Annotated in this window: 15 protein-coding genes; 10 read left to right on the plus strand and 5 right to left on the minus strand. The window is 67.4% G+C overall.

Annotation, left to right across the window (positions count from 1 at the left end; translation table 11 throughout):
* Positions 1–15 precede the first annotated feature (15 nt).
* The gene (pip, locus tag FOF45_RS02385) at positions 16–957 is read right to left on the minus strand and encodes a prolyl aminopeptidase (RefSeq protein ID WP_158982426.1); all 942 of its coding nucleotides are present in this window, start codon (positions 955–957) and stop codon (positions 16–18) included.
* Between the two features lie 217 nt (positions 958–1,174).
* Between pip and FOF45_RS02390 the strand changes: the two genes are divergently transcribed.
* Positions 1,175–1,882 (plus strand): hypothetical protein, encoded by a 708-nt coding sequence (locus FOF45_RS02390; protein ID WP_158982427.1) that lies wholly within the window; start codon positions 1,175–1,177, stop codon positions 1,880–1,882.
* A gap of 323 nt (positions 1,883–2,205) precedes the next feature.
* Complete coding sequence (locus tag FOF45_RS02395; RefSeq protein ID WP_233264193.1) at positions 2,206–2,817, plus strand: outer membrane beta-barrel protein; 612 nt, start codon at positions 2,206–2,208, stop codon at positions 2,815–2,817.
* A gap of 63 nt (positions 2,818–2,880) precedes the next feature.
* On the opposite strand, the gene prmC is transcribed toward FOF45_RS02395, so the two are convergent.
* On the minus strand, positions 2,881–3,741 hold the full coding sequence (gene prmC / locus FOF45_RS02400) for a peptide chain release factor N(5)-glutamine methyltransferase (RefSeq protein WP_158982429.1): 861 nt from the start codon (positions 3,739–3,741) through the stop codon (positions 2,881–2,883).
* Between the two features lie 209 nt (positions 3,742–3,950).
* On the opposite strand from prmC, the gene ahpC reads away from it, so the two are divergent.
* The 3 genes from ahpC (at position 3,951) to oxyR (ending at position 7,345) form a co-directional block, all read left to right on the plus strand.
* Positions 3,951–4,514, plus strand: coding sequence for an alkyl hydroperoxide reductase subunit C (ahpC, locus tag FOF45_RS02405; protein WP_158982430.1), 564 nt, complete (start codon positions 3,951–3,953; stop codon positions 4,512–4,514).
* Between the two features lie 206 nt (positions 4,515–4,720).
* A complete protein-coding gene (gene ahpF / locus FOF45_RS02410; protein ID WP_158982431.1) occupies positions 4,721–6,310 on the plus strand; it encodes an alkyl hydroperoxide reductase subunit F in 1,590 nt (529 codons plus the stop codon).
* A gap of 99 nt (positions 6,311–6,409) precedes the next feature.
* Positions 6,410–7,345: a DNA-binding transcriptional regulator OxyR gene (gene oxyR, locus FOF45_RS02415; protein WP_158982432.1), complete on the plus strand. Its 936-nt coding sequence runs from the start codon at positions 6,410–6,412 to the stop codon at positions 7,343–7,345.
* A gap of 3 nt (positions 7,346–7,348) precedes the next feature.
* Here oxyR and FOF45_RS02420 read toward each other — a convergent pair whose 3' ends face one another.
* The 3 genes from FOF45_RS02420 to FOF45_RS02430 all read right to left on the minus strand — a co-directional run bounded on the left by FOF45_RS02420 (position 7,349) and on the right by FOF45_RS02430 (position 8,862).
* Entirely contained in the window at positions 7,349–7,927 is a 579-nt protein-coding gene (locus FOF45_RS02420; RefSeq protein WP_158982433.1) for a hypothetical protein, read from the minus strand.
* A 90-nt stretch (positions 7,928–8,017) separates the two neighbouring features.
* Positions 8,018–8,542: an adenine phosphoribosyltransferase gene (locus FOF45_RS02425; protein ID WP_158982434.1), complete on the minus strand. Its 525-nt coding sequence runs from the start codon at positions 8,540–8,542 to the stop codon at positions 8,018–8,020.
* A gap of 44 nt (positions 8,543–8,586) precedes the next feature.
* Positions 8,587–8,862: a putative signal transducing protein gene (locus FOF45_RS02430; protein ID WP_158982435.1), complete on the minus strand. Its 276-nt coding sequence runs from the start codon at positions 8,860–8,862 to the stop codon at positions 8,587–8,589.
* A gap of 118 nt (positions 8,863–8,980) precedes the next feature.
* On the opposite strand from FOF45_RS02430, the gene FOF45_RS02435 reads away from it, so the two are divergent.
* The 5 genes from FOF45_RS02435 (at position 8,981) to FOF45_RS02455 (ending at position 13,594) form a co-directional block, all read left to right on the plus strand.
* A complete protein-coding gene (locus FOF45_RS02435) occupies positions 8,981–10,747 on the plus strand; it encodes a glutamine--tRNA ligase/YqeY domain fusion protein (RefSeq protein WP_158982436.1) in 1,767 nt (588 codons plus the stop codon).
* A 10-nt stretch (positions 10,748–10,757) separates the two neighbouring features.
* Entirely contained in the window at positions 10,758–11,144 is a 387-nt protein-coding gene (locus FOF45_RS02440; protein ID WP_158982437.1) for a hypothetical protein, read from the plus strand.
* Positions 11,144–11,719, plus strand: a complete 576-nt coding sequence (locus FOF45_RS02445; protein WP_158982438.1) for a nucleoside deaminase — start codon at positions 11,144–11,146, stop codon at positions 11,717–11,719. The genes FOF45_RS02440 and FOF45_RS02445 overlap by 1 nt, the downstream gene beginning before the upstream one ends.
* Positions 11,719–12,801 carry a 23S rRNA (cytidine(2498)-2'-O)-methyltransferase RlmM gene (rlmM, locus tag FOF45_RS02450; RefSeq protein ID WP_158982439.1) on the plus strand — a complete coding sequence of 361 codons (1,083 nt, stop codon included), beginning with the start codon at positions 11,719–11,721 and terminating at the stop codon, positions 12,799–12,801. Before FOF45_RS02445 ends, rlmM begins: the two co-directional genes overlap by 1 nt.
* Before the next feature lie 88 nt (positions 12,802–12,889).
* Entirely contained in the window at positions 12,890–13,594 is a 705-nt protein-coding gene (locus FOF45_RS02455; RefSeq protein ID WP_158982440.1) for an EF-hand domain-containing protein, read from the plus strand.
* Positions 13,595–13,638 lie beyond the last annotated feature (44 nt).

Genomic DNA, 13,638 nt, shown 5'->3' on the forward strand with positions numbered 1-13,638 from the left:
AAGCCGGCGCGCGGATCAGGCGAAACGGTCGGTCGCGCGCACCAGTGCGTCGACGTTCTCGGCCTCGAATGCGGAATGTCCCGACGCCGGCGTAATCGCCAGGTCGGCCTTCGGCCACGCCTGCTTCAACTCCCACGCATTGGCGACCGGGCACACCACGTCGTAACGGCCATGCACGATCACGCCCGGGATGTCGGCGATGCGGTGCGCGTCGCGCAGCAGCTGGTCGTCGACTTCGAAGAAGCCGCTGTTGACGAAGTAGTGGTTCTCGATGCGTGCGAACGCGAGCGCGAACTGCGGATCCTCGTGGCTGGCGGCGAAGTCCGGATCGACGTGCAGGAAGCTGGTCGCGCCTTCCCACACGCTCCACGCCTTGGCCGCTGCCAGGCGCGTGGCTTCGTCCGACGACGTCAGGCGACGGTGGTACGCGCTGATGAGGTCGTGGCGTTCGACCACCGGGATCGCGGACAGATAGTGCTCCCACGCGTCCGGGAACAGGCGCGAGGCGCCTTCCTGGTAGAACCATTCCAGCTCCCAGCGGCGCAGCATGAAGATGCCGCGCAGCACCAGCTCGGTCACGCGCTGCGGATGGCGCTGCGCGTAGGCGAGCGCGAGGGTCGAACCCCACGAGCCGCCGAACACCTGCCAGCGTTCGATGCGCAGCGTCTCGCGCAGCTTCTCGATGTCGGCGACCAGATCCCACGTCGTGTTGCCCACCAGATCCGCGTGCGGCGTCGAGCGGCCGCTGCCGCGCTGGTCGAACAGGACGATGCGGTACTTCGACGGATCGTGGAAGCGACGCATCTTCGGGCTGCAACCCGCGCCCGGACCACCGTGCAGCAGCACCACCGGCTTGCCGTTCGGATTGCCGCACTGCTCGTAGTACAGCGTGTGGCGATCGTCGACCTTGAGCGTGCCGCTGTCGAAGGGTTCGATCTCGGGATAGAGGGTGCGCATCGTGGGGACTCGCGGGGGCGGTCCGGAATTCTAGCGCGCAGCGATCAGCGCACGTACTCGGAGGCTGGAAGGAAAGGGGAAAGCGTCCGTGCATCGTGCGCCGGGATAACGAAATCTTTAGGATGCTTCCGATGTCGCGCGCCGACTGACGCGATGTTTACTGCGCTGCCTCTGGCGGATGTGCCGAGGATGACTTGTGATCACTAAGGACCTGTGAATGAAGAAGACCTGTATCGCACTGGCGCTGGCCGCCGCCCCCTTCTGTTCGATGGCCAGCGAGGCCAATGGGATCGGATACGACTACGTGCAACTGGATGGCCTCTATGAAGACGCCGACGGCTATGCCCGTTTCCTCTACGACGAGCACGATTTTTCCGGCAAGGGCGCCCGCCTGAGCGGTTCCTATGCGTTCACCGATCACCTCTTCGTCACCGCCAGCGCCGGCCGGACGAAGGGCAGCAACGACACCTTCTACGCCTGGTACAACTATTCCAACGCCGATGAAACCCGCGAGGGCTGGTCGCTGGGCCTGGGCTACAACCAGTCCATCGGCACGAAGGCCGATTGGGTGTCGCACGTCGCCTACGTCAACAGCACCGTCGAGTACGACGAGGTGCACTGTGCCTCCACCCGGAGCATCGGTCACATCAACGAGGGGCCGTTCATCATCGAGTGCAACGCCTTCAACGACGAGGTCAAGCTTGACGGCTTCAACCTCAGCACCGGCGTACGGACCCGCATGAGCGGGAAGCTGACCGGTGACGCGTACCTCGGCTACGAGGACTACGACAAGGATCACGAGGGCGATTTCTACGCGGCCCTCGGCGTCGGCTTCGAGTTCAATCCGACCTGGAGTCTTCAGTCGGGCGTTCGCCTGAACGGAGATGCGCAGATCTGGAATCTGGGCGTTCGCGCCAGCTTCTGATTTCGACCATCGTGGATGCACAAGGGCCCGGCATCGCCGGGCCCTTTGCGTTTCCTGATGGGCAAACCTGCCGGGCGTGAGGTCGTTCGAGCGCCGTAGACCAGATCGCGTGCGGCGTCGAACGGTCGCAGCCGCGCTGCTCGAACAGCACGATGCGAGCGGCAGCCGCCGGGGCACGTCAAGGCGAATCAGTCGCGGTGAGGTTCATCCCGCGAAATGAAACTTTTAGGAACGCTCCTATGCCCGCGATCTTGCAGGCCTTGTTTACTTCCGGGCCCCGATCCATCCGGGTCGGCAACGCCACCAAGGAAAGCTTCGTGAAAATGACCCTGTTCGCACTGGCCCTCGCTGCGGCCGCGCCGTTCGCCGCATCGGCCAGCGAAGCCAACGGCATCGGATACACCTACGTCCAGCTCGACGCCGTGTACGAGGACTACTCCAATCCGTACATGTTCGGCGGCGCGCTGAGCGGCTCCTACGCGTTCACCGATCATTTCTTCATGACCGGCAGCTACGGGCGCACGACGGACGACGGCCACAACTGGGATCTGCGCCACTCGTGGTGGTCGCTGGGTGCGGGCTACAACACGGCGATCGGCGATCGCGTCGACTGGGTCACGCAGGCGTCCTACGTCCGCGACCGCTACCGTGCCAGCTACAACGATGACCTCGTTTCGGCCAGCGAGAGCGAGAGCTACAACGGTTACACCATCAGCACGGGCGCGCAGATCCGCGTCACCGACCACCTCATCACCAACGCCCACCTGGGCTGGGAAGACCATTCGGAAGATCTGTACGTCGGCAACGACGACGGCAACTTCTATGGCGAGTTCGGCATGCTCTACCGCTTCAACGACACCTGGGGCCTGCACGGCAGCCTCAAGCTGAGCGAAGGCACCGAGACCTACATGGGCGGCATTCGCGCCAGCTTCTGATCGCACCATCCGGCGTAACGGAGAAGCCCGGTCATTGCCGGGCTTCTTCGTCTTTGGCGATGCTCAAGGCATGCGCCCCAGCGTGACGCGATCGCGCTGCTCCCAGTCCTGCGCGGTATGCACCTCTTCGAATCCGTGTGCGCGGAACAGCGCACGCACCGCTTCGCCCTGCTCCCAGCCATGCTCGATGAGCAGCCAGCCGTCCGGGTTCAGATGACCGGGCGCATCGGCGGCGATGCGACGGATGTCATCGAGTCCATCGCTCCCCGACGCCAGCGCGCTGCGTGGCTCGAACCGCAAGTCGCCTTGTCGCAGGTGCTTGTCGTCGTCGGCGATGTACGGCGGATTGCTGGCGATCAGGTCGAAGCGTTCGCCCGCGAGCGGCGACAGCCAGTCGCCGCGACGGAATTCAACCCGCGACAGCCCCAGCACGCGCGCGTTCTCGCGTGCGACATCGAGCGCGGCCTCGCTCGCGTCGGTGGCGACCACGTGCGCGCGCGGACGTTCGTGCGCGATCGCCAGCGCGATGGCACCGGTTCCGGTGCCCAGGTCGGCGACGCGCACTGCGGCATCCACTGGCAGCCGGTCGAGGGCGAGTTCGACCAGGCGTTCGGTTTCCGGGCGCGGGATCAGCGTGGCCGGCGTCACCTGCAGGTCGAAGCGCCAGAAACCGCGATGGCCGAGCAGGTACGCCACCGGTTCGCCCGCGATGCGCCGCTGCAACAGGCGCTCGAACTCGGCCGCCCGCTCCGCCGGCGGCGTGTCGTCGCGGTGGAGGTACAGCCAGGTCGTGTTGACCCCAAGGGCATGGGCCAGCAGCCGTTCGGCCTCGGCGCGGGCCTCGTCGCCGGCGAGGCGGCGGGTTGCGCCCGCGACGAGCGTGCCGACCGATGCCGGGGTGGCGGGAACAGGGGATTCGGACATCCCGCATTGTCGCCTGCGCCGGCAAAGCGCGGCGGCCTTGATGCCCGCCCCGAGGGCCGCATGTCCTACCAAGGGCCGCTCAATCGAGACAGGATTGCGATAGTTAAAACCTATTGGATCAATTCCATCAATCAACTTGATGGATTGGATCAGCCTCCTTACCCTGATCGCACTGGTTTTCCACCCTCCCTCCACCAAGGAATCAATCGATGTCGCTGATCAATACCCAAGTGCTTCCGTTCAAGGCCACCGCCTACAAGAACGGCGAGTTCATCGAAGTCACCGACGCCAACCTGAAGGGCCAGTGGTCCGTGGTGTTCTTCTACCCGGCCGACTTCACCTTCGTCTGCCCGACCGAGCTGGGCGACCTGGCCGACAACTACGCCGAGTTCCAGAAGCTGGGCGTGGAGATCTACGGCGTGTCGACCGACACCCACTTCACCCACAAGGCGTGGCACGACACCTCCGACACGATCAAGAAGATCCAGTACCCGCTGATCGGCGATCCGACCGGCACGATCACCCGCAACTTCGGCGTGATGATCGAGGAAGCCGGCCTGGCCGACCGCGGCACCTTCGTGATCGACCCGGACGGCAAGGTCCAGATCGTCGAGATCAACGCCGGCGGCATCGGCCGCGACGCGTCCGAGCTGCTGCGCAAGGTCAAGGCCGCCCAGTACGTCGCCGCCCATCCGGGCGAGGTCTGCCCGGCCAAGTGGAACGAGGGTGAGAAGACCCTGAAGCCGTCGCTGGACCTGGTCGGCAAGATCTGACGTTGCACCCTCGCCCTGCACGCAGGGCGAGGCCGGAGGGGGCGAGGCGACCCGTGGGCCCGCCCCTTTCCACCGCCTCCCGCATGGAGGCCGCTTCGGTCAGTTCTTGACCACCTCTTCTTTGGATGTCGCGACGTTCGGGCTGCTCCCTCCCCCTCCCAGCCCGGGCGCTCGCGGCGTTCATCCCGAACAAATGGAGCCGTCGCATGTTGGATGCCGATCTCAAGACCCAGTTGAAGGCCTATCTCGAAAAGGTCACGCAGCCGATCGAGCTCGTCGCCTCGCTCGATGACGGCGAGAAGTCGCGCGAGCTGGAAGGCCTGCTGCAGGACATCGCCTCGCTCTCCGACAAGATCGCCTACTCGCGCCGCGACGACGATGCGCGCCGCCCGTCCTTCGCGATCAACCGCGTCGGCACGGACGTCGGCGTGCGCTTCGCCGGCATCCCGATGGGCCACGAGTTCACTTCGCTGGTGCTGGCCCTGCTGCAGGTCGGCGGCCATCCCTCCAAGACCGCGCAGGACGTGATCGAACAGGTGCGCGACCTGGAAGGCGAGTACCACTTCGAAACCTATTTCTCGCTCTCGTGCCAGAACTGCCCGGACACCGTGCAGGCACTGAACCTGATGAGCGTGATCAACCCGAACATCCACCACGTCGCCATCGACGGCGCGCTGTTCCAGGACGAGGTCAACGAGCGCCAGATCATGTCGGTGCCGACCGTGCTGCTCAACGGCGTGCCGTTCGACCAGGGCCGCATGACGGTCGAGCAGATCGTGGCCAGGCTCGACACCGGCGCGTCGCTGCGCGATGCGGAGAAGATCCGTGCGAAGGACGCCTTCGACGTGCTCGTGGTCGGCGGCGGTCCCGCCGGCGCGGCGGCGGCTGTCTACGCCGCGCGCAAGGGAATCCGCACCGGCATCGCGGCCGAGCGTTTCGGCGGCCAGGTGCTGGACACGATGGCCATCGAGAACTTCATCTCGGCGACCTACACCGAGGGTCCCAAGCTCGCCAGCGCGCTGGAACAGCACGTGCGCGAGTACGACGTCGACATCATGAACCTGCAGCGCGCGAGCAAGCTGATTCCGGCGAGCGAGCCGGGCGGCCTGATCGAAGTGCAGCTGGAGAACGGCGCGTCGTTGAAGTCGCGCAGCATCGTGCTGTCGACCGGCGCGCGCTGGCGCCAGATGAACGTGCCCGGCGAGGACCAGTACCGCAACAAGGGCGTTGCCTATTGCCCGCATTGCGACGGCCCGCTGTTCAAGGGCAAGCGCGTTGCGGTGATCGGCGGCGGCAATTCCGGCGTCGAAGCCGCGATCGACCTGGCCGGCATCGTCGCCCACGTCACCCTGATCGAGTTCGACGGCCAGCTGCGCGCCGACGAAGTGCTGCAGCGCAAGCTGCGCTCGCTCAAGAACGTCGAAGTGATCGTCAGCGGCCAGACCACCGAAGTGCTCGGCGACGGCCAGAAGGTCACCGGCCTGGTCTATAAGGACCGCATCGAAGGCGATTCGCATCGCGTCGAGCTGGAAGGCATCTTCGTCCAGATCGGCCTGCTGCCGAACACCGAATGGCTCAAGGGCGCGATCGCGCTGTCGCCGCGTGGCGAGATCGAAGTCGACTCGCACGGCCGCACATCGGTGCCGGGCGTGTTCGCCGCCGGCGATGTCACCACGGTGCCGTACAAGCAGATCGTCATCGCAATGGGAGAAGGCTCGAAGGCGGCGCTGAGCGCGTTCGACCACCTGATCCGCACCAGCGCACCGGCACAGACCACGGCTGCGGCCGCGGCGTAAACGAAGTCCAATCCCTTCCCCCGCCCTTGCGGGGGAACGCCGGTAGGGGGTAAAGCTTCACCACCCCTTTCATGAGAGACGTCGAGGCGAGGGCACCCCTTGAACCTGCGCGACCTCAAATACCTGGTGGCCCTGGCCGACCACAAGCACTTCGGCCGCGCGGCCGCGGCCAGCTTCGTCAGCCAGCCGACCCTGTCCACCCAGATCAAGAAGCTCGAGGACGAGCTGGGCGTCGCGCTGGTCGAGCGCGCGCCGCGCCGCGTGATGCTCACGCCCGTCGGCCGCGAAGTCGCCGAACGCGCGCGCAAGGTGATCGCCGACGTCGAACAGATGGCGGAGATCGCGCGACGCAGCCAGGACCCGGAGGCCGGTACGGTGCGATTGGGCCTCTTCCCCACGCTCGGCCCGTACCTGCTGCCGCACGTGGTGCCGCGCCTGCGCCAGCGGTTTCCACGGCTGGAGCTGCTGCTGATCGAAGAGAAGACCGACCAGATCCTCACGCGCCTGCGCGATGGCCGGCTCGACGCGGGCCTGCTCGCGCTGCCGATCCACGACGATCAGCTGCACGTGGAAGTGCTGTTCGACGAGCCCTTCCTCCTCGCCGTGCCGCAGCAGCATCCGATGGCCGAACACGATTCGCTCGACCTGCACGACCTCGACCACCAGCACCTGTTGCTGCTGGAGGAAGGCCACTGCCTGCGCGACCAGGCGCTGGATGTCTGCCACATGGCCGGCGCCGACGAACGCGACGGCTTCCGCGCGACCAGCCTGGAAACGCTGCGACAGATGGTCGCGGCCGGCGTCGGCATCACCCTGTTGCCGGTGCTCGCCGTGCAACCGCCGGTGCCCGCTTCGCCCGACATCCACCTGCTGCGATTCCGTGGCGACGCGCCGCATCGGCAGATCGCGATGGTGTGGCGACGCAGTTCGGCGATGGGCGATTTCCTGATGCAGCTCGCCGGGGAATTCCGCAAGCTGCCGGCGCAACTGCTGCGTCCGCCGATGTCCGCCCCCTCGCAGGACAGCCGGCTCTGAAGGTCATTCCACCAGGCCAGCCTGTCCAAGCCGGTAGCGCGTCAGCAAGGTGGTGCTGATCAGCATCGCGATGACCAGCAGCGTGCACACGGCATGCACGCGCCGGTTCGGCGACCACGCGCACAACAGCATCAAGCCGATGCCGGCCAGCTGCACCGCGCGCACCGGCACGAGCAGCGAACGCAGGCCCATCACCGCTTCCAGCACCAGCGCCCATGCACCGGCCGCGGCGAGCAGGCAGAAGAAGACGCCGCGCGTGTCGTAGTAGTGCCTTTCCGTGTCGATCGTGCCGTCGATCATTTCCGGCAGCAGCACGTGGCTGGCGATCACCAGCAATGCGGGCCCGAGCAGCACGAACGCGAAGCCGGTGTAGGTCCAATCCTGCACCACGCGCATCATCCAGAACGACCACCACATCTGCAGGTGCAGGCCGATCGCCAGCACCACCCACACGTAGTGCAGCCAATAGGGCTTTACCCGTCGCCGGATCTGCACCATGTTGCCGATGCCCGCGAACAGCTGGGTCAGCCCCAGGCCGAGCACCATCGACACCATCACCGCCAGGTAGTTGAACGCGTCCATCCGGCCGACCGCGCTAGTTGGCTGGCCGTGCGCCAGCGGCGCGAATGTAGCGCGCCCGGGGCGACGCGCGTGTCGCCGTGGCGGCGCTCGTCAGTAGTGCAGCAGCGACTGCAGCGGCACGCCGGCCGGCCAGCGGTCGCGCCCGCGCAGGGCGTCGAGTTCGATCAGCACGCTCGCGCCGACCAGGGTCGCGTCGAGTTTCCCGACCAGTTCGCGGGCCGCCGCCAGGGTGCCGCCGGTGGCGAGCACGTCGTCGACGATCAGGGTGCGCTCGCCCGGGCGCAGCGCATCGGCGCGCGCGGTGAGGCGATCGGTGCCGTACTCCAGCGCGTAATCGACCTCGACCAGCGGCGGCGGCAGCTTGCCCGGCTTGCGCAGCGGCACGAAGCCGGCGTGCAGCTTCTGCGCGAGCGCCGCGCCGAAGATGAACCCGCGCGATTCGATGCCGCATACCGCCTGCACCTCGCTCCCCTGCCACGGCTCGGCGAGCGCGTCGATGCAGCGGGCGAAGCCGCCGGCGTCGGCCAGCAGCGGCGTGATGTCGCGGAAGGTGACGCCCGGCTTGGGGAAGTCGGCGACGGCGCGGATCAGGGAATCGAAGTCGAACGAAGACATGGCGCGGTCCAGCACGGGGCCGGACACGATACCGGAAGGTCCGTTCAGGCCGGCAGCCAGCCCGGAGAAGCGTCGGCGTCGCCGAGCGGCTCGGCGCCTTCGTCCGGGGGCTGGTTCAGCGGCAGGGCGGCCACGATCGCCGAGGCCTCGGGCCAGACCACGTCCGGCACGCAGACGAGGATGGTCCCGAACAGCGGCAATTCGCCCATTCCGCCCATCAGCGCCTCGCCCTGCAGGAATACGGGGATCTCCTGCGCTTCCAGTGCGTGGCGCACGAGGTGGGCATCGATCAGGTTGGCGGCTTCGTAGACGACTTTCATCGGGCAGGCTCCGTGGAGGGGCTCGCGACCAGCATACGCCCGTGCGGGAAGGCGAAAAACGGCGGCAACCGCCCGCAGCGGCTAAACTTGACGGTCTTACCCGCCCACGCCGCCACGCATGTCCGCTACGCCACGCCCCGCCGCACCCGCTCCTGCCCCGACCGCCGCCGATGCCGCCACCGGCAAGCAGGACTTCATCCGGCAGATCGTTCGCGAGGACCTGGCCAGCGGCAAGCACCACGCGATCCGCACGCGCTTCCCGCCCGAGCCCAACGGCTACCTGCACATCGGCCACGCCAAGGCGATCTGCCTGGACTTCGGCATCGCGGCCGAGTTCGGCGGCGACTGCAACCTGCGCCTGGACGACACCAATCCGGTGAAGGAAGACCCCGAGTACGTGCGCGCCATCCAGGACGACGTGCACTGGCTCGGTTTCGAATGGCACGACCTGCGCCACGCGTCGGACTACTTCGAGGTGATCTACCTCGCCGCGGAGAAGCTGGTCCGCCAGGGCGACGCGTTCGTGTGCGACCTCACGCCGGAACAGGTGCGCGAATACCGCGGCACGCTGACCGAGCCGGGCCGTCCTTCGCCGTGGCGCGATCGGAGCGTCGAGGAAAACCTCGACCTGCTGCGCCGCATGCGCGCGGGCGAGTTCCCCGATGCGACGCGCACACTGCGCGCGAAGATCGACATGGCCAGCGGCAACATGAACATGCGCGATCCCGCGCTGTACCGCATCAAGCACGTCGAACACCAGAACACCGGCCGCGAGTGGCCGATCTATCCGATGTACGACTTCGCGCATTCGCTCAGCGACGCGATAGAGGGCATCACCCACTCGCTGTGCACGCTGGAATTCGAAGACCACCGCCCGCTGTACGACTGGTGCGTGGACAAGGTGGACCTGGTGAACTCGCCGGAGCTGCTCGCGCCGCTGCTCGCCAAGGGTTTCCCGAGCGAGGCCAGCAAGCCGCGCCAGATCGAGTTCTCGCGCCTGAACTTCAACTACCTGGTGATGAGCAAGCGCAAGCTGCTGGCGATGGTCAACGAAGGCCTCGTCGACGGCTGGGACGACCCGCGCATGCCGACCCTGCAGGGCATCCGTCGCCGCGGCTATACGCCGTCCGCGCTGCGCCTGATGGTCGACCGCGTCGGCATCAGCAAGCAGAACTCGCTGCTCGACATCTCCATCCTGGAAGGCGCGCTACGCGACGACCTCGACGCCGCCGCACAGCGCCGCATGGCCGTGATCGATCCGCTGAAGCTGGTCATCACCAACCTGCCGGCCGATCACCAGGAAGCGCTGACGTTCCCGAACCACCCGAAGGACGAAACCGCGGGCTCGCGCACCGTGCCGTTCTCGCGTGAGCTGTGGATCGAGCGCGAGGACTTCGAGGAAGTCCCGCCGAAGGGCTTCAAGCGCCTCATTCCCGGCGGCGAAGTGCGCCTGCGCGGCGCCGGCATCTTCCGCTGCGATGAAGTGATCAAGGACGGCGAGCGCGTGGTCGAGATCCGCGGCGAGCTGGATCCCGAATCGCGCCCCGGCATGGCCGGTGCGGACCGCAAGATCAAGGGCACGATCCACTGGGTCAGCGCGATGCACGCGGTGAAGGCCGAGGTGCGCCTGTACGACCGCCTGTTCCTCGTTCCCGATCCGGACAACGACGAAGGCGGCAAGACGTACAAGGACTACATGAATCCCGAGTCGCGTCGCGTCGTCACCGGCTATGTGGAGCCGGCCGCGGCCGCCGCTGCGCCGGAGCAGTCGTTCCAGTTCGAACGCATCGGCTATTTCGTCGCCGACCGCCACGATCACAGCAGCGACGCGCCGGTATTCAACCGCAGCGTCACCCTGCGCGACACCTGGGCCGCGAAGCCCTGAGGAACCCACCATGCGCCTGCTGACCGCCCTGCTTGCCCTGTCGCTGTCGACGCTCGCCGCGTGCGCGGCGCCTCCGACAGACACCGCACAGGCGCAGCCGCCGGCGGCGAGCGTACCGGTGGCGAAGCCCGCACCCGCAACGGCGTCCGCGCCCGTGGCGAAGCTTGATCGCAGCTGCGCGACCGACGCCGACTGCACGGTCAAGAACGTCGGCAACTGCTGCGGCGCGCTGCCGTCGTGCGTCAACGTCAACAGCCCGACCGATCCGGAAGGCGTGCAGCGCGAATGCGCGCGCAGCGGCCGCATGTCGGTGTGCGGGTTCAAGCCGGTCGAAGGCTGCCAGTGCGTGAAGGGCCAGTGCACGGACAAGATCGCGGAAGTGGAGCAGGTGCACTGATGCTGTACGCGCAGGTCCACCTCACCCTGCCGGCGTGGGTGCACGAGGCGGTCGATCCCGATCGCGCGTATCCCGGCGACGACGCCAAGGTCGCACTGGCGATCATGCTGTCGAAGCTCAATATCGAAGCCGGCAGCGGCGGCCCGTTCGGTGCGGCGGTGTTCGGTCCGGACGATCGATTGATCGCCGTCGGCGTGAACCGCGTGCTCCCGCACAGCTGTTCGCTGGCGCACGCGGAAACGATGGCGTACATGCTCGCGCAGCAGCGCACGCAGCGCCCTCGCCTCAACGCGGATGCGGTCGGCGAACATATCGGCCCGATCACCCTGGCGACCTCGTCGCAACCGTGCTGCCAGTGCTACGGCGCGACCATGTGGGCCGGTATCGACCACCTGCTGATCGGCGCGCGCAGCGAGGATGTGGAATCGCTGACCGAGTTCGACGAAGGCCCGCTGCCGGCGGACTGGGTCGGCGAACTCGAACGCCGCGGCATCGCCGTGACACGCGACGTGCTGCGCGAGGACGCGCGCGACGTGCTGCGTGCCTACGGCGAATCCGGCGGCGAGCGCTACTGATGTCGATTCCGGGCGATGCCCTGCTCTGCTATTGCCGCCCCGGCTTCGAGCCCGAGCTCGCCGGCGAGTTGAGCGAACGCGCCGCGCTCGCGGGCCATCCCGGTTACGCACGCACCGAGCGCAACAGCGGCTACGTCGAATTCCTCGGCGCCGACGCGGGCGCACTGACGCGCGCACTGCCGTTCCAGTCGCTGATCTTCGCCCGGCAGAAACTGGTCCGTATCGCCGAGCTTCGCGGACTCGATCCCAAGGATCGCATCACGCCGATCCTGCGCACGCTCGTAATCACGCTGTCGAACGCATACACGTTCGGCGAGCTGTGGGTGGAGCATCCCGATTCCGATGAGGCCAAGCCGCTGGCCGGACTCGCGCGCAGCTTCGGCAACGCGCTGCGTCCCGTGCTGCGCAAGGGCGGCTGGTTGACGGGCGTCGATGATCCGCGCCGCTCGCGGCTGCACGTGGTGTTCCTTGCAGGCGACCACGTGCTGCTGGCAATCGGCGAAGCCGGCGACAGCGCGCCGTGGCCGCTCGGCATTCCGCGCCTGCGCATGCACGCGGATGCGCCGAGCCGCTCCGCGCTCAAGCTCGAAGAAGCGCTGATGGTCCTGCTGAGCGAGAAGGAGCGCGAGCGCCTGTTCCGCGAAGGCATGCGCGGCGCCGACCTCGGCGCGTCGCCGGGCGGATGGAGCTGGGTGCTGATGCGCCAGGGACTGCGCGTCATCTCGATCGACAACGGCCCGCTGCAGGAGAAACTGCTGGAGAGCGGACGCGTCGAACACCTGCGCGAGGACGGCTTCCACTGGCAGCCGCGCACGCCGCTGGACTGGATGGTCTGCGACATGGTCGAACAACCGCGCCGCGTCGCCGAGCGCATGGCCACATGGCTGCGCGAAGGCTGGTGTCGTCACACGATCTTCAACCTCAAGCTGCCGATGAAGAAGCGCTGGGACGAGACGCGCCTGTGCCTGGACCTGTTCGAGAAGCAGGCGGAGAAGACGGTGCAGCTGCGCGCGCGCCAGCTCTACCACGACCGCGAGGAGATCACGGTCTTCGCGACCACCACGTCGCTGTCACGACCGTGAACGTTGCACATCGCTTCGACCCTGCATTTACCCGGGATTGACCCGCACGGGTCTAGCGTCGGCTCGCCCCACATCGGAGAGCGAGGCGATGACGTCACTTTCGACCGAACGAATTTCCCGAACCACACCGCGCGTCCTCGCGATCGCGCTGATCGCCGCGCTTGGCGCGACCGGGACCGCGTCCGCGCAACGCACGCAGGCCAATCCGGCGCGCGCGCAGGCGCAGGCTGAAGCCGCGGCGCAGGTCGCGTCCGACGAAGCAGACATCGCGCGCCAGAGTGCGCAGCGCGCACGCGATGCGACACGCAGCACCGACGGCACCTACAGCACGGTGCACCAGCAGGCCGATGAGGCGCAGCGCGCGTCGAACCAGGCCGTGAACGCCGCGTACGAGGCGCGCGGCGCGCAGGCCGCCGCACAGTACGGCGCGAATCCCGCCTTCGGTGCCGCCGATGCGAGCGCCGCCGCCGCGACCGCGACCGAAGCCAGTGCTCAGGCACAGCAGGCGGCAGACACCGCCGCGCAGCTGGCCAATCCCGCGCCGCAGCCTCCGCCGCCGTCGGCGGTTCCGCCCATGATGGGCCAGAGCACGCAGGTGGTGACGTTCACCTCCAGCCCGCCGAATTCGACGCTGGCCGCGAAGGTGGATTTCGATGCGCTCGATGGCAATCGCGACGGCCACCTCAGCCGCGCCGAGGCCAGCGCGAACGCGATGATCGCTCCCGACTTCAAGGCGATCGACGCCAACCACGACGGCCAGCTCAGTCGACGCGAGCTTGCCGGCGGCAAATGACCGGAAGCCGCCTGCACACGGACCCCTTCCGTCGGGAAGGGATC

It is taken from the genome of Lysobacter panacisoli (genome assembly GCF_009765165.1).
Taxonomy (GTDB): Bacteria; Pseudomonadota; Gammaproteobacteria; order Xanthomonadales; family Xanthomonadaceae; genus Lysobacter_J; species Lysobacter_J panacisoli.

Excerpts from the sequence above, each read along its gene's own strand:
- pip (WP_158982426.1), bottom strand. The coding sequence starts at position 957 with ATGCGCACCCTCTATCCCGAGATCGAACCCTTCGACAGCGGCACGCTC.
- FOF45_RS02390 (WP_158982427.1), top strand. The coding sequence starts at position 1,175 with ATGAAGAAGACCTGTATCGCACTGGCGCTGGCCGCCGCCCCCTTCTGT.
- FOF45_RS02395 (WP_233264193.1), top strand. The coding sequence starts at position 2,206 with ATGACCCTGTTCGCACTGGCCCTCGCTGCGGCCGCGCCGTTCGCCGCA.
- prmC (WP_158982429.1), bottom strand. The coding sequence starts at position 3,741 with ATGTCCGAATCCCCTGTTCCCGCCACCCCGGCATCGGTCGGCACGCTC.
- ahpC (WP_158982430.1), top strand. The coding sequence starts at position 3,951 with ATGTCGCTGATCAATACCCAAGTGCTTCCGTTCAAGGCCACCGCCTAC.
- ahpF (WP_158982431.1), top strand. The coding sequence starts at position 4,721 with ATGTTGGATGCCGATCTCAAGACCCAGTTGAAGGCCTATCTCGAAAAG.
- FOF45_RS02420 (WP_158982433.1), bottom strand. The coding sequence starts at position 7,927 with ATGGACGCGTTCAACTACCTGGCGGTGATGGTGTCGATGGTGCTCGGC.
- FOF45_RS02425 (WP_158982434.1), bottom strand. The coding sequence starts at position 8,542 with ATGTCTTCGTTCGACTTCGATTCCCTGATCCGCGCCGTCGCCGACTTC.
- FOF45_RS02430 (WP_158982435.1), bottom strand. The coding sequence starts at position 8,862 with ATGAAAGTCGTCTACGAAGCCGCCAACCTGATCGATGCCCACCTCGTG.
- FOF45_RS02435 (WP_158982436.1), top strand. The coding sequence starts at position 8,981 with ATGTCCGCTACGCCACGCCCCGCCGCACCCGCTCCTGCCCCGACCGCC.
- FOF45_RS02440 (WP_158982437.1), top strand. The coding sequence starts at position 10,758 with ATGCGCCTGCTGACCGCCCTGCTTGCCCTGTCGCTGTCGACGCTCGCC.
- FOF45_RS02445 (WP_158982438.1), top strand. The coding sequence starts at position 11,144 with ATGCTGTACGCGCAGGTCCACCTCACCCTGCCGGCGTGGGTGCACGAG.
- rlmM (WP_158982439.1), top strand. The coding sequence starts at position 11,719 with ATGTCGATTCCGGGCGATGCCCTGCTCTGCTATTGCCGCCCCGGCTTC.
- FOF45_RS02455 (WP_158982440.1), top strand. The coding sequence starts at position 12,890 with ATGACGTCACTTTCGACCGAACGAATTTCCCGAACCACACCGCGCGTC.